The organism is Polaromonas sp. YR568 (genome assembly GCF_943372955.1).
Classification (GTDB): Bacteria; Pseudomonadota; Gammaproteobacteria; order Burkholderiales; family Burkholderiaceae_C; genus Polaromonas.
Window position 1 is genome coordinate 48,413 of sequence record NZ_CALSAL010000005.1, and the last position, 17,523, is coordinate 65,935.

The 17,523-nt window shown below is 64.9% G+C and carries 15 protein-coding genes and 1 riboswitch; of the genes, 9 read left to right on the forward strand and 6 right to left on the reverse strand.

All coding sequences use genetic code 11. The features are described from left to right. The 4 genes from AAG793_RS13090 to AAG793_RS13105 all read right to left on the reverse strand — a co-directional run bounded on the left by AAG793_RS13090 (position 1) and on the right by AAG793_RS13105 (position 5,237). Positions 1–804 (reverse strand): glycine zipper 2TM domain-containing protein, encoded by an 804-nt coding sequence (locus tag AAG793_RS13090; protein WP_341908787.1) that lies wholly within the window; start codon positions 802–804, stop codon positions 1–3. A gap of 128 nt (positions 805–932) precedes the next feature. Then, positions 933–3,749: a methionine synthase gene (metH, locus tag AAG793_RS13095; protein ID WP_341908790.1), complete on the reverse strand. Its 2,817-nt coding sequence runs from the start codon at positions 3,747–3,749 to the stop codon at positions 933–935. Between the two features lie 7 nt (positions 3,750–3,756). Beyond that, positions 3,757–3,858, reverse strand: a riboswitch (S-adenosyl-L-homocysteine riboswitch). A 33-nt stretch (positions 3,859–3,891) separates the two neighbouring features. Then, positions 3,892–4,194: a hypothetical protein gene (locus AAG793_RS13100; RefSeq protein ID WP_341908792.1), complete on the reverse strand. Its 303-nt coding sequence runs from the start codon at positions 4,192–4,194 to the stop codon at positions 3,892–3,894. Next, positions 4,191–5,237 (reverse strand): homocysteine S-methyltransferase family protein, encoded by a 1,047-nt coding sequence (locus tag AAG793_RS13105; RefSeq protein ID WP_341908794.1) that lies wholly within the window; start codon positions 5,235–5,237, stop codon positions 4,191–4,193. Before AAG793_RS13105 ends, AAG793_RS13100 begins: the two co-directional genes overlap by 4 nt. A gap of 60 nt (positions 5,238–5,297) precedes the next feature. Here AAG793_RS13105 and AAG793_RS13110 point away from each other — a divergent pair, with 60 nt between their 5' ends. The 7 genes from AAG793_RS13110 (at position 5,298) to AAG793_RS13140 (ending at position 12,863) form a co-directional block, all read left to right on the forward strand. Then, positions 5,298–5,690 carry a rhodanese-like domain-containing protein gene (locus tag AAG793_RS13110; RefSeq protein WP_341908796.1) on the forward strand — a complete coding sequence of 131 codons (393 nt, stop codon included), beginning with the start codon at positions 5,298–5,300 and terminating at the stop codon, positions 5,688–5,690. Positions 5,691–5,735: 45 nt separating this feature from the next. Further along, complete coding sequence (recQ, locus tag AAG793_RS13115; protein WP_341908798.1) at positions 5,736–7,616, forward strand: DNA helicase RecQ; 1,881 nt, start codon at positions 5,736–5,738, stop codon at positions 7,614–7,616. Between the two features lie 252 nt (positions 7,617–7,868). Next, positions 7,869–8,852, forward strand: coding sequence for an amino acid ABC transporter substrate-binding protein (locus AAG793_RS13120; protein ID WP_341909128.1), 984 nt, complete (start codon positions 7,869–7,871; stop codon positions 8,850–8,852). A gap of 101 nt (positions 8,853–8,953) precedes the next feature. Next, the gene (locus tag AAG793_RS13125; protein WP_341908800.1) at positions 8,954–10,156 is read left to right on the forward strand and encodes an ABC transporter permease subunit; all 1,203 of its coding nucleotides are present in this window, start codon (positions 8,954–8,956) and stop codon (positions 10,154–10,156) included. A 2-nt stretch (positions 10,157–10,158) separates the two neighbouring features. After that, positions 10,159–11,262, forward strand: a complete 1,104-nt coding sequence (locus AAG793_RS13130; protein ID WP_341908802.1) for an amino acid ABC transporter permease — start codon at positions 10,159–10,161, stop codon at positions 11,260–11,262. Positions 11,263–11,279: 17 nt separating this feature from the next. Then, a complete protein-coding gene (locus AAG793_RS13135) occupies positions 11,280–12,023 on the forward strand; it encodes an amino acid ABC transporter ATP-binding protein (RefSeq protein WP_341908805.1) in 744 nt (247 codons plus the stop codon). A 6-nt stretch (positions 12,024–12,029) separates the two neighbouring features. Continuing rightward, on the forward strand, positions 12,030–12,863 hold the full coding sequence (locus tag AAG793_RS13140) for a class II glutamine amidotransferase (protein WP_341908807.1): 834 nt from the start codon (positions 12,030–12,032) through the stop codon (positions 12,861–12,863). Positions 12,864–12,869: 6 nt separating this feature from the next. Here the strand turns inward: AAG793_RS13140 and AAG793_RS13145 are convergent, their stop codons facing one another. Then, positions 12,870–15,212: an AAA family ATPase gene (locus tag AAG793_RS13145; RefSeq protein WP_341908809.1), complete on the reverse strand. Its 2,343-nt coding sequence runs from the start codon at positions 15,210–15,212 to the stop codon at positions 12,870–12,872. A gap of 286 nt (positions 15,213–15,498) precedes the next feature. On the opposite strand from AAG793_RS13145, the gene AAG793_RS13150 reads away from it, so the two are divergent. After that, on the forward strand, positions 15,499–16,701 hold the full coding sequence (locus tag AAG793_RS13150; RefSeq protein WP_341908811.1) for a threonine ammonia-lyase: 1,203 nt from the start codon (positions 15,499–15,501) through the stop codon (positions 16,699–16,701). A 30-nt stretch (positions 16,702–16,731) separates the two neighbouring features. Here AAG793_RS13150 and AAG793_RS13155 read toward each other — a convergent pair whose 3' ends face one another. Then, a complete protein-coding gene (locus AAG793_RS13155; protein WP_341908813.1) occupies positions 16,732–17,223 on the reverse strand; it encodes a glycine zipper family protein in 492 nt (163 codons plus the stop codon). A gap of 118 nt (positions 17,224–17,341) precedes the next feature. Here AAG793_RS13155 and AAG793_RS13160 point away from each other — a divergent pair, with 118 nt between their 5' ends. After that, complete coding sequence (locus AAG793_RS13160; protein ID WP_341908815.1) at positions 17,342–17,506, forward strand: hypothetical protein; 165 nt, start codon at positions 17,342–17,344, stop codon at positions 17,504–17,506. Positions 17,507–17,523 lie beyond the last annotated feature (17 nt).

Below are 17,523 nucleotides of genomic sequence, written 5' to 3' on the forward strand. Positions count from 1 at the left end.
TCAGCGGTCTGTGGGGATGGGTGATGGCGCTGGCTGTGCCACCGGTGCAGGCTTGGGTGCGTACACCGCGCCCTCGCGGGTGCGCAGCGTGCCGCCCTCTACGGTGACACGGCTGCCCACGCTGGGCGCGTTGGCAACTTCGACCATGCGGGTGGAACCGTCTTCCATGCGCACGCCGACCTGGTACACCGTTTCCCGGCGCACCTTGCCCTCGATGGCGTTGCCGGCAAAACCGCCGCCCACCGCGCCCAGAATGGTCGCAGCAGTGCGCCCGCCGCCGTGGCCGATCTGGTTGCCGAGCACCGCGCCCAGTACGCCACCGGCCACTGCGCCAATGCCCGGGCCATCGGGTTTGCTGGAGCGCTCGATGGGTGTGACGGATTCAACCGCGCCACACACCGCACACACGGCCACGGCGGGCGCTGGCGCCGGTGCGGGCGACACGCCAGCGGTGCTGGGCGCAGGGGCTGGCTTGGGTTCGGGTTTGACGACTTTTTTGGCCGGTGCAGGGGCGGGCTTGGCGGGTGCGGCGACCGGCTTTTCCACCAGATCGTCGGCCGTCGTGGACTTGGCCGAAGCAGTGGCTTGGGCAGGTGGGGCCGTGGTGGTTGCAGTGGAAGCAGCCACGCCGGGCGCGGTGCCCGCCGCCGTGTTTGCCGCCATCATGGCGCGCTGGTTGGAGATCATCATCGCGCCCATGCCGAGCACGGCCAGACCGAGAATGATGACGGCCGCCCACAGCGCCTTGTTGCTGGCGCCGGCAGGCTGCTGGCCGGGTTGAAGTGAGTCGATAGCGGTGTTCATGGGGGTGTCCTTCCTGAATCAGTGCACCACGCGGGACAGCGCGGCGCAGGGCATAGCGTACGTGCAGTCTGTGTAACGTTCAAGCTGGCACGTCGGTAAACAATTCCAGCGAAAAGACCTCGCGGATGCTAGAGATTCGGTGCCAGCAGGCGTTGCAGGTCTTCCGCCTTCGCGCCGCGCCGCCGGGCCAGGTCCTGCAGTTGGTCGTCTCCGATTTTGCCAACGTTGAAATAGGCGCTCTCGGGGTGGCTCAGGTAAAAGCCGCTGACGCTGGCGGCCGGCGTCATGGCCAGGCTTTCCGTCAGGGCCATGCCGATCTCGTCGGCCTTGAGCAGCGCAAACATGTCTTTCTTCACGCTGTGGTCGGGGCAGGCCGGGTAGCCGGGCGCGGGGCGGATGCCCTGGTATTTTTCGGCAATCATGTCTTCCATGCCCAGCGACTCGCCCGGTGCGTAGCCCCAGAGGTCGGTGCGCACGCGGTGGTGCAGCGCCTCGGCAAAGGCTTCGGCCAGCCGGTCAGCCAGCGCCTTGAGCATGATGGAGGAGTAGTCGTCGTTGTCGTCGAGGAAGTACTTCTCCTTCTTCTCAGCGCCGATGCCGGCGGTGACGGCAAACAGCCCGATGTAGTCGGGCAGCATGAAGGTGTTGTGGCCTTCCTGCCCGGCGTGGCCGGCGCGCACCGCCTTGGCTTCGGCCGGCAGCACTTTCGGCGCCACGAAGTCAGCCAGACATCGGCTGGGGCGCATGTGGTTCTTGCCGTCGGCGCCGGGCACCGCCGTCTTTTCGGCCTGCTGGCGCAGGCCGTGCCAGGTCATGGCCACTTCGGTGCGGGTTTCGTCGGTGTAAATCTCGATGTCGTCGCCCACGCTGTTGGCCGGGTACAGGCCCATCACGCCGTTGGCAGTGAGCCAGCGGCCTTCAATCAGGCGCTTGAGCATGCGCTGCGCATCGGCATACACACGCACTGCCTCGGTGCCCACCACCTCGTCTTTCAGGATCGCCGGGAACGGGCCCGCCAGATCCCAGGTCTGGAAGAAAGGACCCCAGTCGATGTATTGCGCGAGCTCGGCCAGGTCAAAGTTCTTGAACACACGCCGGCCTGTGAACTTGGGCACCGGCGGGTTGTAGTGGGCCCAGTCGATGCGGGTGGCGTTGGCGCGTGCTTTGGCCAGCGGCCACATCGGAGTCTGCTTCTTGTTGGCGTGCTGGACGCGGACTTTTTCGTAGTCGGCATTGAGCTCATCGATGTATTTGGTGGCCTGCTCCGACAGCAGGCTTTGCGCCACGCTGACGCTGCGGGACGCGTCGGGCACATACACCACTGGGCCTTCATAGTGCGGCGAAATCTTCACCGCCGTGTGCACGCGGCTGGTGGTAGCGCCGCCAATCAGCAGCGGAATCTTGCGGATGCGGAAGTGGTCGTCCTTCTGCATCTCGGCGGCCACGTACTGCATTTCCTCCAGGCTGGGCGTGATCAGGCCCGACAGGCCCACGATGTCGGCGCCTTCGACTTTCGCGCGCGCCAGAATCTCGTGGCAGGGCACCATCACGCCCATGTTCACCACCTCGAAGTTGTTGCACTGCAGGACCACGGTGACGATGTTCTTGCCGATGTCGTGCACATCGCCCTTTACGGTGGCGATGATGATCTTGCCCTTGGGCTTGACGTCGCCGCCGCCGGCTTCGAGCAGCAGTTTTTCCGCCTCGATGTAGGGCAGCAGATGGGCCACGGCCTGCTTCATCACGCGGGCGCTTTTGACCACCTGCGGCAAAAACATCTTGCCCTGCCCGAACAGGTCGCCGACGACGTTCATGCCGTCCATCAGCGGGCCTTCAATGACATGCAGCGGCCGGCCGCCTTCGGCCAGGATTTCCTGATACACCTCTTCGGTGTCGGCCACGATGTGCTCGTTCATGCCATGCACCAGCGCGTGTGACAGGCGCTGGCGCACTGGCAGGGCGCGCCATTCGTTTTTCTTGCTGTCGTCCTTGGCGCCGCTCTTGGCGGTTTCGGCCACTTCGATCAGGCGCTCGCCAGCATCAGCCCGGCGGTTGAGCACCACGTCTTCCACCCGCTCGCGGAGCAGGGGTTCGAGGTCGTCATACACGCCCACCATACCGGCGTTGACGATGCCCATGTCCATGCCCGCCTGGATCGCGTGGTAGAGGAACACGGTGTGGATGGCTTCGCGCACCGGGTCGTTGCCGCGGAAGCTGAAGGACACATTCGACACACCGCCCGACACCTTGGCGCCGGGCAGGTTTTGCTTGATCCAGCGCGTGGCCTCGATGAAGTCAACTGCGTAGTTGTTGTGCTCTTCGATGCCGGTGGCAATCGCGAAGATGTTGGGGTCGAAGATGATGTCTTCGGGCGGGAAGCCCACCTCGTCAACCAGCACGCGGTAGGCGCGCTCGCAGATTTCGACCTTGCGCTGGTAGGTGTCGGCCTGGCCCTGCTCGTCGAACGCCATCACCACGGCGGCGGCACCGTAGCGCTTGAGCAGCTTGGCCTGCTGCTTGAAGGTGTCGACGCCTTCCTTCATGGAAATCGAATTGACGATGCCCTTACCCTGGATGCAGCGCAGGCCGGCCTCAATGACGCTCCATTTGGAGCTGTCGATCATGATGGGCACGCGGGCGATGTCCGGCTCGCTGGCGATCAGGTTCAGAAAGCGCACCATGGCCGCCTGGCTGTCCAGCATGGCCTCGTCCATGTTGATGTCGATGATCTGCGCGCCGTTCTCGACCTGCTGGCGCGCCACCGCGAGGGCCTGTTCGTACTCGCCGTTCAGGATCATGCGGGCGAAAGCCTTGGAGCCGGTGACGTTGGTGCGCTCGCCAATGTTGACGAACAGGCTGGCGCTGCCGACGAGCACGGGCTCAAGCCCCGAGAGCTTCATCGGCGGAACAGAAACAGGGTTTTGACTATCAGACATGCGCATCACCTTCAGGGCAAGGTGAGCGTGGTTGCAAAAAGCGGCGCGCCGGACAGGCACGCTCTTGATCGCCCAAGCCTGACGAGACGACTGTCTCGCTGCAACGCTCCTTGGGAAGCCGGTATTTTAGTCTGTCTGCGGCAGGGTCCGGTCAGGGATCGCGCAGTTCGAGCAACATCTGCTCGACGGCGTAGCTGCAGTCTCGGGCGCCGCGCAGGCAATGCTGGGCAATCGGGTCGACGGCAATCACCTTGTCCGGCATGCCCGGGCGCTCCACGTGGAGCTGGCCTGGCGCCGCCACAGTCACTGAATAGGTGGGGTACTGGCCTGTGATCTTGCCCGCGAGCAGGCTGTCCCACGACGGCGGGCTCTGGCTGCAGGCAGTGAGCAGACCAGACAACAGACCAAACAGCAGCGCGGCAAGGGCAAGCCCCGGCCGCACCCGGAGAATCACGCCGCCTCGCGGTAGAAAAATCCGCTGCTCACACCGCGCGCCGACAAGGGCGACACCGCGCTGGCAATCGCCTGGATGTGGTCGGGCGTGGTGCCGCAGCAGCCGCCGACGATGTTGACCAGCCCCTCGTCGGCGAACTCGCGCAGCAGACGGGAGGTGACATCGGGCGTCTCGTCAAAGCCGGTCTCGCTCATCGGGTTGGGCAGGCCGGCGTTCGGATAGCAGCTGATGAAGGTGTCCTCAGCCACCTTGGCCAGCTCCTGGATGTAGGGACGCATCAGCGTCGCGCCCAGCGCGCAATTGAGACCCACCGCCAGCGGCCGCGCATGGCGCACGCTGTGCCAGAAGGCGGTGACCGTCTGCCCGCTGAGAATGCGGCCGGAGGCGTCGGTCACCGTGCCGCTGATGATGAGCGGCAGGCACTCGCCCGAGTTATCAAAATACTCGTCAATGGCAAACAGCGCGGCTTTGGCATTGAGGGTGTCAAAAATCGTCTCGACCAGCAGCACGTCGCTGCCGCCCTTGACCAACGCCTCGGTCTGCTCGTAATAGGCCTTGCGCAGCTCCTCAAAGCTGGTGTTGCGCGCGCCGGGGTCGTTCACGTCGGGGCTGATGCTGGCGGTCTTGGGCGTGGGGCCGAGGGCGCCGACCACAAAGCGCGGCTTGTCGGGCGTGGAAAACTTGTCGCAGGCGGCGCGGGCGATGCGGGCTGATTCGTAGTTCATCTCGACCGCCAGATCGGCCATGTCGTAGTCGGCCTGGGCCACCGTGGTAGCGCCAAAGGTGTTGGTTTCAATCAGGTCGGCACCGGCGGCCAGATAGCCTTCGTGGATGTCGCGGATGACGTCGGGGCGCGTCAGGCTGAGCAGTTCGTTGTTGCCCTTGACGTCCTTGTGGAAGTCCTTGAAACGCTCCCCACGGTACTGGGCTTCATTGAGCTTGAAGCGCTGGATCATGGTGCCCATCGCGCCATCAAGAATGGCAATGCGTTGTTCCAGAAGGGCGGGGAGCGCGGCTCCGCGGGTGTAGGCGATGGGCTTCATGCCTGCATTTTACGGGGCCACCCTGCTTGCATGGACAATAAGCATATTCCGCCAACGCCCATGAAAAACCTCACCCCCCAAGAAGCCTGGACCTGGCTGCAAAGTCGCCCCGACGCACTGTTTGTGGACGTGCGCATGGAAATCGAGTCGCTGTACGTGGGCCGGCCACCCGGCGTGGTCAACGTGCCCTGGTACGAATACCCCGACCTGCAGCCCGACCCGGCGAAGTTTGCCGATGCCGTGGCACGCGAGGCCACCGGCAAGGACCAGCCGGTGCTGCTGATCTGCCGTTCGGGCAAGCGCACGCTGGACGCCGGCAAGGCGCTGGAAGCCGCCGGCTTCACCGACGTGCAGCATGTGGTGAATGGTTTCGAGGGCGAGCTGGACGACCGCTTCCAGCGCTCCACGCTGTCGGGCTGGCGCTTCGAGGGCCTGCCCTGGGAACAGATGTGAGCCGGCTCGTTCAAGCCCTCCTTCCGCGCTGTCCCTGAACCGCCTTTGAACCTGCCCGCCGCCATCACCGGGTCACCGACGCCGGCCGACGTCCTGCGCGACGTGTTCGGTTACGACAGCTTTCGCGGGCCGCAGCAGGCCATCGTGGACCATGTGGTGAATGGAGGTGATGCACTGGTGCTGATGCCCACGGGCGGCGGCAAGTCGCTGTGTTACCAGATACCGGCCATCGTGCGGCAGAACGCCGGCCACGGCGTGACCATCGTGATCTCGCCACTGATCGCGCTGATGCACGACCAGGTGGGTGCACTGCACGAGGCCGGTGTGGCGGCCGCTTTCCTCAATTCCACCCAGACCTTTGACGAAGGCAGCCTGCTCGAAAAGCAGTTGCTGCGCAACGAGCTGACGCTGCTGTATGCGGCGCCCGAGCGCATCAACACGCCGCGCATGAAGGGGCTGCTCACCTCGCTGCATGAGCGCGGCCTGTTGAGTCTGTTCGCGATTGACGAGGCGCACTGCGTGAGCCAGTGGGGCCACGACTTCCGGCCCGAGTACCGCTCGCTCAGCCTGCTGCACGAGACCTTTCCCGATGTGCCGCGCATGGCACTCACCGCCACTGCCGACGCGCTGACCCGGCAAGACATGGTCGAGCGGCTGCGACTGGAGGGCGCCCGCCAGTTCGTCAGCAGCTTTGACCGGCCCAACATCCGCTACACCATCGTCGAGAAGACCAACCCCGCCGCGCAATTGCTACGCTTTATCCAGACCGAGCACGATGGCGAAGCGGGCATCGTGTACTGCCAGTCGCGCAAGCGCGTCGAGGAGATTGCGGGCACCCTGCAGGACGCCGGCATCCCCGCGCTGGCCTACCACGCCGGACTGGACGCCAGCGTGCGCCAGCAGCGGCAGAACCGCTTTCTGCGCGAGGACAGCCTGGTCATGGTCGCCACGATTGCCTTCGGCATGGGCATCGACAAGCCCGATGTGCGCTTTGTCGCCCATGTGGACATGCCCAAGAACATCGAAGGCTACTACCAGGAGACTGGTCGCGCCGGCCGCGACGGCCAAAGCGCCGACGCCTGGATGATGTACGGCTTGCAGGACGTGGTGAACCAGCGCCGCATGATCGACACCAGCGAGGCGGCCAGCGAGGAGTTCAAGCAGGTGATGCGCGGCAAACTCGATGCGCTGCTGAGCCTGGCGGAAGACACCCGCTGCCGCCGCGTGAGCCTGCTGCATTACTTCGGCGAAGACAGCTCCAACTGCGGGAACTGCGATAACTGTTTGCAGCCGCCCGCCGTGTGGGATGCTACCGACGCCGCCCGCAAGATGCTCAGCTGCATCTACCGCGTGCAGCAGGCCAGCGGCATCAGCTTCGGGGCCGGGCACATCATGGATATCCTGCGCGGCAAGCATACCGACAAGATGGCCCAGTACGGCCATGACACGCTGAGCACCTTCGGCATCGGTGCCGACGTGGCCGAAGCGCAGTGGCGCGGCGTGCTGCGCCAGCTGATTGCGCGCAACATGGTGCGGGTCGATACCGAAGCCTTCAGCACCCTGCAGCTTCTGCCCGATGCGCGGCAGGTGCTCAAGGGCGAAGTCCGCCTGGTGCTGCGCGAGCAGACGCTGGGCCCCACCGAACGCCGCAAGCGGGTGACCAAGACCTCGGTGAAAGGGCTGGCCGAAGCGGCGCTGAACGCTGGCGCGCTGGAGCGCTTGAGCCGTCTGAAAGCCTGGCGCGCGGAAGTGGCGCGCGAGCACAACCTGCCGGCCTTCGTGATCTTTCACGATGCCACGCTGCGCGCGATTGCCGAGCGCTCGCCGCAGAGCATGACCGATCTGGACGGCATCAGCGGCATGGGCGCCAAGAAGCTGCAGGCCTATGGCGCCGAGGTGCTGCGGGTCTGCGCCGCCGCCAGCTGACACGCCTGCAAGAGATTGCGGCCAGTGCGCCCCGCCTTGGGGCATGAGCTTATGCAGAAGTGGCCATGACATCGGCGTCAGACTAGGGGCTTGCCCTGAGATGGGGCGCGGGTTGCTTGGACTAGCATCCGTCCATTGGCATGTTTCGTGCTGATCCGCTCTCGATACCCAACCATTCACTGACTGGAGAATTCCGTGATCAAACTTGCTCAAAAACGTGGTCTGGCCGCTCTTGCCGTTGCAGGCTTGACGATGGCTGTCATGGCACCGGCGCATGCCGGCAAGACTCTGGATGCCATCAAGGCGCGCGGTCAGGTGATCTGCGGCGTGAACGTCGGCCTGGCCGGTTTCTCGGCTGCCGACAGCAACGGCAACTGGTCGGGTCTGGATGTGGACACCTGCAAGGCCATCGCCGCCGCCACGCTGGGCGATGCCAGCAAGGTCAAGTGGGTGCCCCTGAACGCCCAGCAGCGCTTCACCGCCCTGCAGTCCGGCGAAGTGGACGTGCTGGCCCGCAACACCACCTTCACCCTCACGCGTGACGCCTCGCTGGGCCTGAACCAGACCGCCGTGACCTACTACGACGGCCAGGGCTTCATGGTGCCCACCAAAAGCAAGGTGCGCAGCGCCAAGCAACTGAAGAACGCCACGGTCTGCGTGCAGTCCGGAACCACCACCGAGAAAAACCTGACCGACTTCTCCAAGGCCAACAACCTGGGCATGAAGCCGGTGGTGTTTGAAAAGCAGGAAGCCGTGAACGCCGCCTATTTCTCGGGCCGCTGCCAGGCTTACACGACAGACGCCTCGGGTCTGGCCTCGGTGCGCAACAAGGAAGCCAAGAACCCGGCTGACCACGTCATCCTGCCTGACCTGATCTCCAAGGAGCCACTGGGCCCCATGGTGCGCCGCGGTGACGACGAGTGGTTCGCCATCGTCAAGTGGGTGGTCTACGGCCTGATCGAGGCCGAAGAGTACGGCGTGACGCAGGCCAACGTCGATGCCATGGTCAAGGACAGCAAGGACCCGGTGGTCATGCGCCTGACCGGCAGCGGCGAAGACACCGGCAAGCTGCTGGGTCTGGACAAGGAATGGCTGGTGCGCGCCATCAAGGCCGTCGGCAACTACGGCGAGATCTTCGAGCGCAATGTGGGCCCCAAGACACCGCTGGCCCTGCCACGTGGCGCCAACAACCTGTGGACCAAGGGCGGCCAGATGTACGCATTCCCGGTGCGCTGACCTGACCTTTCCGATGCGCTGAACGCAACGGGCCACTCGCGCGACATTCCGGGCGGGTGGCCCGCTCTTTTTGCGCTCTTCGCTCTTATTTGGTAACTACCATGTCCGAACATTCGCTGATTCCGGCGCGCACGGCCCCCGCGTCGCGTCGCAAGAGCTTTTCGTGGCGCAGCAAGCAAGCCCGCGCGGTGGTCTACCAGGTCCTGGTGGTCGGCCTGATCGCCTTCCTGGTGTGGCTGCTGGTGTCCAACACGCTGGCCAACATGAAGACGCGCGGCATTCAGAGCGGCTTCGACTTCCTGCTGCAGCCTGCCGGCTTTGACATCGGCGAAGGCTGGCTGACCTACGACTCCAACAACCCCTACTGGCACGCCTTCATGGTCGGGCTGGTGAACACGCTGCGCGTGGCCGTGATCGGGATTGTGCTGACCTCCATTCTCGGCACACTGCTGGGCGTCGGGCGCTTTTCGCGCAATGCGCTGATCCGCGGGTTCTGTTATGCCTATGTCGAGCTGTTCCGCAACATTCCAGTGCTGCTGCAGCTGCTGATGTGGTACCTGCTCTTCACCGAGTACCTGCCCGCCATCGAGGACGCCCTGCAGCTGGGCGGCCTGGTGTACGTGAGCAAGAACGGCCTGTCGTATCCATCACCGGTCTGGCAGCTGGGCCAGACACTGGCGGTGGTCGGCGTGTTTGCCGGCGGCGTGGCCAGCTTCTTTTATGCCAAGGCCGCCCGCGCGCATTTCGACCGCACCGGCCACACCAAGCCCGTGCTGTGGGTGTCGCTGGCGCTGCTGGTTGCCGGCGCCGTGCTCGGCTGGCTGGCCGGTGGCGCGCCCAACGAGTGGAACCTGCCCAAGCTGACCGAAACGCAGGTCGAAGGCGGCGGTGCGCTGTCGCCGGAATACCTGGCCGTGCTGCTGGGCCTGGTGCTGTACACCTCGGCCTTTGTGGCTGAGGTGGTGCGGGCTGGCATTGCTTCAGTGTCGCTCGGCCAGCATGAGGCCAGTGCCTCGCTGGGGCTGTCGCGCAGCCACTCGATGCGGCTGGTGGTGCTGCCGCAGGCGCTGCGCGTGATCATTCCGCCGCTGACCAACCAGTACCTCAACCTGACCAAGAACTCCTCGCTCGCGGTGGCGGTGGGTTACCCCGACCTGGTGTCGATTGCCAACACCTCGCTGAACCAGACCGGCCGCGCGGTGGAGTGCATTGCCATCATCATGCTGATCTACCTCACGACCTCGCTCATCACCTCGGCGCTGATGAACTGGTTCAACAGCCGTGCGGCCATCAAGGAGCGCTGAGCATGAGCCAGAACTTTGTACCGATCACGCCGCGCCCGGCGCCCGTGCGCATGGAAGGGCCGCTGCCCTGGCTGCGCAACAACCTGTTTTCCAGTGTCGGCAACTCGCTGCTCTCGCTGCTGGTGCTGGCCGTCCTGATCTGGGCCGGCAGCGCGGCCTTTGAGTGGGCAGTAGTGAACGCTGTGACCGCCGCCAATGCAGACGCCTGCCAGGCCGCGCGCGGCATCGGCGCCTGCTGGGGCGTGGTGACCGAGAAGTCCCGCATCATCCTGCTCGGGCGTTACCCGCAGACCGAACAATGGCGCCCGGAACTGGCCACCGTGCTGCTGCTCGGGCTGGTGGTGGCCAGCTGCAGCCGCTGGTTCTGGAAGCCTTGGCTCGCCGCGTTGTGGGTGGTGGTGCTGGCGGCGTTCTTCACCCTGATGGGCGGCGGCTACTTTGGCCTGGTGAAGGTGCCCACCGACCAGTGGGGCGGCCTGCCGCTGACGGTGATGCTCACCGTCATTTCCATGACGCTGGCCTTCCCGATTGCGGTGGCGGTGGCGCTGGGCCGGCGCGCCAACATGCCGGCCATCAAGACACTGTGTGTGGTGTATGTGGAGCTGATCCGCGGCGTGCCGCTGATCTCAGTGCTGTTCATGGCCAGCTTCATGTTCCCGCTGTTCATGCCCATCGGCAAATCGCCAGACGTGCTGATCCGCGTGATCGTGGGCATCACGCTGTTTGCGGCGGCCTACATGGCGGAGATCATCCGTGGCGGCCTGCAGGCCCTGCCCAAAGGCCAGACCGAAGCCGCCGCCAGCCTGGGGCTGGGCTACTGGCAGACGCAGATCAAGATCGTGCTGCCGCAGGCGCTCGGCACCGTGGTGCCCAGCATCATGAACAACTTCATCTCCCTGTTCAAGGACACCTCGCTGGTCACCATCGTGTCGCTGTATGAGCTCACGGGTGCGCTCTCGCTGGCGCTGGGCTCTGACCCGAACTGGCGGCCCTTCAAGATCGAAGCCTATCTTTTCATTGCTGCCATCTACTTCACCTGCTGCTTTGCGATGTCGCGCTACAGCCTGTGGGTGGAGCGGCGGCTCGCCGTGGGCAAGGCCCGCTGAACGGAGAACCATTCCAAATGTCTGAAGCCATCATTCAATTCGACAAAGTCAACAAGTGGTACGGCAACAATTTCCACGTACTGCGCGACGTGGACCTGACCGTGAAGCAAGGGGAGCGGCTGGTGATCTGCGGGCCTTCGGGCTCGGGCAAGTCCACGCTGATCCGCTGCATCAACGCGCTGGAGGAGTACCAGGAAGGCAAGCTCACCGTGGCCGGCTCGGTGCTGGGCGATGACGTCAAGGCCGTCGACGCGGTGCGCCGCCAGGTCGGCATGGTGTTCCAGCAGTTCAACCTGTTCCCGCACCTCACGGTGCTGGAAAACCTGACGCTCTCGCCCACCTGGGTCGGCGGGCTGTCGAAGAAAGACGCGGTGGAGCGGGCCATGCACCAGCTCGAACGCGTGCGCATCGCCGAGCAGGCGCAGAAGTACCCGCTGCAACTCTCCGGCGGCCAGCAGCAGCGCGTGGCGATTGCGCGCGCGCTGTGCCTCACACCCAAGATCATGCTGTTCGACGAGCCCACCTCGGCGCTAGATCCGGAAATGATCAAGGAAGTGCTGGACGTGATGGTCGAGCTGGCCAACCAGGGCATGACCATGCTGTGCGTGACCCATGAGATGGGCTTTGCCAAGGCCGTGGCTGACCGCGTGATCTTCATGGACCAGGGGCAGATCGTGGAGCAGAACGCACCCGAGGCCTTCTTCAACAACCCGCAGACCGACAGGGCGCAGGACTTCCTGTCAAAAATTCTCGGGCACTGAAGCCGCATGTGTCAGCTCCTCGGGATGAACGCGGCAGCACCTGCCGACCTGCGGTTTTCATTCACCGGCTTTGCGGCCCGGGGCGGCCTCACCGACCACCACGGCGACGGCTTTGGCATCGGCTTTTTTGAAGACAAGGCCTGCCGCATCTTCCTCGACAACCACCCGGCAGCCACTTCGCCGGTGGCCGAGCTGCTCAAGAGCTACGCCATCAAGTCCCGCAATGTGGTGTCGCACATCCGCAAGGCCACGCAGGGCGATGCGCTACGGCTGGAGAATTGCCACCCCTTCACCCGCGAGCTGTGGGGCCGGCAGTGGCTGTTTGCCCATAACGGCGACCTGATCGACTACCAGCCGGCCCTCGAAGGCCACTACCAACCGGTCGGCACCACCGACAGCGAGCGTGCCTTCTGCGCGCTGCTGGAGCGGCTCAAGCAGATCAGTCCGCGCGAGCCCTGTTCGCTGAACACCGTGTTCGACACGCTTTGCAGCATGAGCGAGAGCACCGGTGAGTTCGGCGTGTTCAATTACCTGCTCTCCAACGGGCAGGCGCTGTTCGCGCATTGCTCCACCCGGCTGTATTACCTGGTGCGCGAATGGCCGTTTTCCAATGCCAAGCTGGTCGATGCCGACCTCAGCATCGATTTTGCGCAGACCAATGCCCCTGAAGACCGGCTCTGCGTGGTCGCGACCCAACCGCTCACACTGAACGAGAACTGGCAGCCCATGCAGCCGGGTCAGCTGCTGTGGATGGAGGGCGGGCAGATCGTGCGCCAGGCGCAACTTCGCGTGAGCGAGGAAGTGCAGAAAAAGAACGCGGCCAACCTGGCCTGCGTCTGAATCCGCTTATTGCAAAAAGCCCATCGCGCGGCCATCGCGGCCTTCGCGCACATCGGGCTTGATGCGGTGCTCGGCCTCCAGCTGCGACAGGAACTCGTCGGCTGACAACTCGCTGGCCAGAATTTCCACCTGCCGCTTGACCGCCGCAAAGTCCCCCGGGCACAGGTGCACCAGTTTGCCCAGGCGATCGCACAGGTCCTGGCTGAGCAGCGCACGGTCGCCAGCCAGCGCTTCGGTGACAAACATGGTTTCGCGTTGCTGCGCCGTGAGCGGCATGAAGCGGATCTTGAAGGTGAAGCGCCGCAGCGCCGCTTGATCCAAGCTATCGAGCAGGTTGGTGGTGCAGACGAAGATGCCAGCAAAACGCTCCATGCCCTGCAGCATCTCGTTGACCTCGGTCACCTCGTAGGTGCGCTGGGCGCCGCGCCGGTCCTGCAAAAAGCTGTCGGCCTCGTCGAGCAGCAGCACTGCTTTTTCGGCCTCGGCATCGCGGAACATCGCGGCCATGTTCTGCTCGGTCTCGCCCACGTACTTGCTCATCAGGTCGCTGGCCTGACGGATCATCAGCGGCTGGTCGAGTGCCTGGGCAATGTGCTCTGCCAGCGCCGTCTTGCCGGTGCCGGGTGGTCCGTAAAAACACAGGCTGCCGTGGCCCCGGCTCTTCAACGCCTCGACGATGCGCGGCACCGCAAAGCGCGACTCCACGTTGAGCATGGCCAGGTCGTAAGTAGTCACACTCGGTCGGCCCGGGCTTTCGGTGCGGTTGCCGAGTGCCACGTCGGCATTGCGCAACTGCCGCTCGATCAGCGCCTCCATCTGGCGCGCCTGCGGCACCGGGCCTGTCAGCGTGGGCGCTTCGCTGGCCAGGCTGGCAAAGCGCACCGCAGTGCGGATCTGCGCGGGCGTTAGCCCCTTGCGCGAAGTGAGCCGCGCGACGAACGCGTCGCTCACATCCACGCCCTCCAGCGTCTTGCGCACCAGGCCCTCGCGCGCGCCGGGGGGCGGCGAGCGCAGCTCCAGGTGGTAGGCAAAGCGGCGGCGAAAGGCCGGGTCGATCTGCTCGATGCGGTTGGTCACCCACAAGGTCGGCACCGCATTGGATTCCAGAATCTGGTTCACCCAGGCTTTGCCGCTCACCGAGCCGCTGGCCGGTACCGCCAGCTGCTCGGAGCGTGCCATCAGCTGTGCGGCTTCGCTGGAGATCGGCGGAAACACGTCTTCCACTTCGTCGAACAGCAGGGCCGCATGGGTGCTGCCCTTGAGGAAAACCTGGGCGATCTGCAGCGAGCGGTAGCGGTCGCGGCCGCTCAGCGAGTTGCCGTCGCGGTCGGCGTACTCGACCTCGAAGAGATCCAGCCCTGCGGCCTGCGCCACCACCTTGGCCAGTTCGGTCTTGCCGGTGCCGGGCGGGCCGTACAGCAGCACATTGACGCCCTGCTCGTGGGTGGCCACGGCGTTCTTCAGCAGCGTGACCAGCACCTGTGTGTCGTCCTGCGCGAAGGCGAAGTCCGAAAGTCCCAGCAGGCTGCGCGCTGCGGGCCGGGTGAACACGGCCATCAGCTCGTTCTGGTCGCGGTATTCGCGCATCAGCACCGGCGGCAGCTTCTCGCTGACCTTCATCAGGTCGGCCAGGTCGGTGATGTTGTGCTCGGAGATCAGGTTTTCGACCATGCCAATGCGCTCCAGCCGCGAACCGGCGCGCAGGGCCTCGGCCACCTCGGGCGCCTTCACGCCAGCGACGTCGGCAATCGCCGCATAGGCCTCCGGCGCGTTATTGACCTTGAACTCCACCAGCAGCGAGCGCAAGTCGCGCTGGTAGCGCGCAAGGGTTCCATACAGCAGCAGCGCGCGCTCGGCACGGTTGAGCTGCAGCAGGTTGGCCAGCGCGTCGATGTTCTTCTCGACCAGGGTGGATTGTTTCTTCAGCGCATGGGTCAGCCAGTCGCCCGTGGCGGCCAACACCGAGAGCAAATCCTTCGGCTGGTCTTTCGCGTATTCGTCGAGGTAGAAGAACAGCGTGCCCTCTTCGTACGGGCCGCGCCAGGCACCATGGCGGGTCATGAACTCGGCGTCACTCAGTACTTCGTGGCCGCGCCAGAACTCGTTGTCCTTGCAGCGGCGCCCCAGAAATTCACGCAGGCGTGCGATGGCGGGCAGGGGCCAGACCAGATGCCGGCCTGCGAGCGAGAGCAGGCTGTTGAGGTCGCGCCGCACATTGAACTTGGCGCCCTGCCGCGCGGCCAGCGTCAACACAAAGTGGGAGCACATCAGGTCCAGCACCGGGGCTTCTTTCAGCCCGGGGGACAACAGCCACTGCTGCGAATGCTCAACCACGGAACGCTTGCTCATCGACAAACCTCCCTCTGTGCGAACGGTGAAAACGCGGAACGCCAAAGAACACACCACATGGCCTTGGCCACACGGATCAGACCATGGAGTTGCCTTCAGGTTCCCGCATCAGTCTGGCTCCACCATAACGCAGCTTGAAGCATCATGGAAGACGCTACTGGAGCCGCATCGTTTGAATTGCGCCACAAAGTGGCGTCAAATGCCCCTCAGAATAAAAGGGTCGGCAGGCGAGGCCCGGGAATGCCTTTGCCACGATGACCTCGCCAGACCGCAGTGGAGAAACCAGATGATCAGCCTCACCGACGTACAACAAGCCGCCCAGCGCCTGCAGGGCCATTTGCTCGACACGCCCTGCGTGGAATCGAAAACCCTGTCGCAGCTGACAGGCGCGCAGATCTACCTGAAGTTCGAGAACCTGCAGTACACCGCGTCTTTCAAAGAGCGCGGCGCCTGCAACAAGCTGGCGCAGCTCTCGGCTGAGGAGCGCAAGCGCGGCGTGATCGCGATGAGCGCCGGCAACCATGCGCAGGGCGTGGCCTACCACGCACAGCGGCTGGGCTTGCGCGCGGTGATCGTGATGCCGCGCTTCACACCCGGCGTGAAGATCGAGCGCACCCGCGGCTTTGGGGCAGAGGTGGTGCTGCATGGCGACACGCTGGACGAGGCCCGTAGCCACGCGCTGATGCTGGCCGAACGCGAGGGCCTGGTGTTTGTGCACCCTTACGACGACGAGGCCATCGTGGCGGGCCAGGGCACCGTGGGCGTGGAGATGCTGCAGGCCGTGCCAGACCTCGACACGCTGGTGATTGCGGTCGGCGGCGGCGGGCTGATTGCCGGTATTGCGACGGCGGCAAAAGCGCTCAAGCCCGGCATCGAGGTGGTGGGCGTGCAGACCTCACGCTTTCCGGGCATGGTCAACGCCATCAAGGGTACGGCGCACCCGCAAGGCCATTCCACCATTGCCGACGGCATTGCGGTCGGCACGCCGGGGGTGATTCCGCGCGCCATCATTGCCGAGCGGGTAGACGACCTGCTGCTGGTGGACGAGGGCGACATCGAGCAGGCCATGGTCATGCTGCTGGAGATCGAGAAAACACTGGTGGAAGGCGCTGGCGCCGCGGGCCTGGCCGCGCTGCTGAAGTTTCCGGCGCGCTTTGCGGGCAAAAAGGTGGGGCTGGTGCTGTGCGGCGGCAACATCGAGCCACTGCTGCTGGCCTCCATCATCGAGCGCGGCATGGTGCGTGCCGGCCGGCTGGCACGCATCAAGGTCAGCGTGCGCGACGTGCCGGGGTCACTGGCGCGCATCACGGCCATGGTGGCCGACGCGGGCGCCAACATTGACGAGGTGCATCACCAGCGCGCGTTCACGCTACTGTCGGTTCAGAACGTCGAGATCGAGCTGGTGATCCAGACCCGTGGCCGCGAGCACATCGAGGAGGTGCTGGCGGTGCTGAACGACGCCGGTTACGAGGCCAGCGAGCAGCACTGAAGCGGTTTCAACTGCAGCCCCGGTCTGGCCTCAGTTCCAGCCGATCAGCTCCAGTCCTTTTTCGGCGACGCAGCGCTGCACGAAGTTGCGATAGACCGGGTTCGGCCGGTCGTTGTGGAAAGCCCCGGACACCGCGCCAGCCGAGCCGCCCACCGCCGCACCGGCAGCGCCCGCCCGCAACACGCCTTCTCCGCCGCGCCCGGTGATCAGGGCGCCAATCGCCGATGCCACCCCAGCGGTGGCCGCGCCCTCACCAGCCCTGCGGCCGACTTCGTTGTTGCTCTGGGTCGGCGAGAGGCCAGCAGCCACAGCACGCGACATGCAGGCGTTGACTTCAGCCTGGGCCTGCGCCTCGCCAAGGCGGTTGAAGGTGGCGTTCGGGTACAGCACCGGCCGGGCATTGGCGCTGTTCGGGCCAGTGGAGGCACACCCGATAACCAGCAGACTGCCGGCAAGGGCCATGGCGACCACCACCGGGCGGGACGAACGGAAGGGGCGTCTCAAGGCAACAACAGGATTCATAGGATGGACTCTTCAGGCAGGTCGCACCAGCTTAACCGGGCTCACCGCCCGTGGCGGGCTGCCCGGCATGTCAAAAAGGTAAAATAGGCAAAGTCTTTCAAGTTCATCAGGAATCACCATGTCCAGCCCAGCCGATCACAGCGCCCACGCCAACCACAGTTCCGCTGCTCCCGCCACGGAAGAGCCCGTGGATGCGATCGTGCCGATGATGCCGATTGTGCTGCCGATCGTCGGCGGTGTATTGATGTTCCTGCTGGCCTTTATCGCCGTTTTCCTGGCCTGAGCCCGCGCTGGCGCCCT

What these genes read in the sequence shown, in the direction of transcription:
- AAG793_RS13090 (WP_341908787.1), bottom strand. Translation starts at nt 804, where the DNA reads ATGAACACCGCTATCGACTCACTTCAACCCGGCCAGCAGCCTGCCGGC.
- AAG793_RS13105 (WP_341908794.1), bottom strand. Translation starts at nt 5,237, where the DNA reads ATGAAGCCCATCGCCTACACCCGCGGAGCCGCGCTCCCCGCCCTTCTG.
- AAG793_RS13110 (WP_341908796.1), top strand. Translation starts at nt 5,298, where the DNA reads ATGAAAAACCTCACCCCCCAAGAAGCCTGGACCTGGCTGCAAAGTCGC.
- AAG793_RS13120 (WP_341909128.1), top strand. Translation starts at nt 7,869, where the DNA reads ATGGCTGTCATGGCACCGGCGCATGCCGGCAAGACTCTGGATGCCATC.
- AAG793_RS13125 (WP_341908800.1), top strand. Translation starts at nt 8,954, where the DNA reads ATGTCCGAACATTCGCTGATTCCGGCGCGCACGGCCCCCGCGTCGCGT.
- AAG793_RS13130 (WP_341908802.1), top strand. Translation starts at nt 10,159, where the DNA reads ATGAGCCAGAACTTTGTACCGATCACGCCGCGCCCGGCGCCCGTGCGC.
- AAG793_RS13135 (WP_341908805.1), top strand. Translation starts at nt 11,280, where the DNA reads ATGTCTGAAGCCATCATTCAATTCGACAAAGTCAACAAGTGGTACGGC.
- AAG793_RS13140 (WP_341908807.1), top strand. Translation starts at nt 12,030, where the DNA reads ATGTGTCAGCTCCTCGGGATGAACGCGGCAGCACCTGCCGACCTGCGG.
- AAG793_RS13145 (WP_341908809.1), bottom strand. Translation starts at nt 15,212, where the DNA reads ATGAGCAAGCGTTCCGTGGTTGAGCATTCGCAGCAGTGGCTGTTGTCC.
- AAG793_RS13150 (WP_341908811.1), top strand. Translation starts at nt 15,499, where the DNA reads ATGATCAGCCTCACCGACGTACAACAAGCCGCCCAGCGCCTGCAGGGC.
- AAG793_RS13155 (WP_341908813.1), bottom strand. Translation starts at nt 17,223, where the DNA reads ATGAATCCTGTTGTTGCCTTGAGACGCCCCTTCCGTTCGTCCCGCCCG.
- AAG793_RS13160 (WP_341908815.1), top strand. Translation starts at nt 17,342, where the DNA reads ATGTCCAGCCCAGCCGATCACAGCGCCCACGCCAACCACAGTTCCGCT.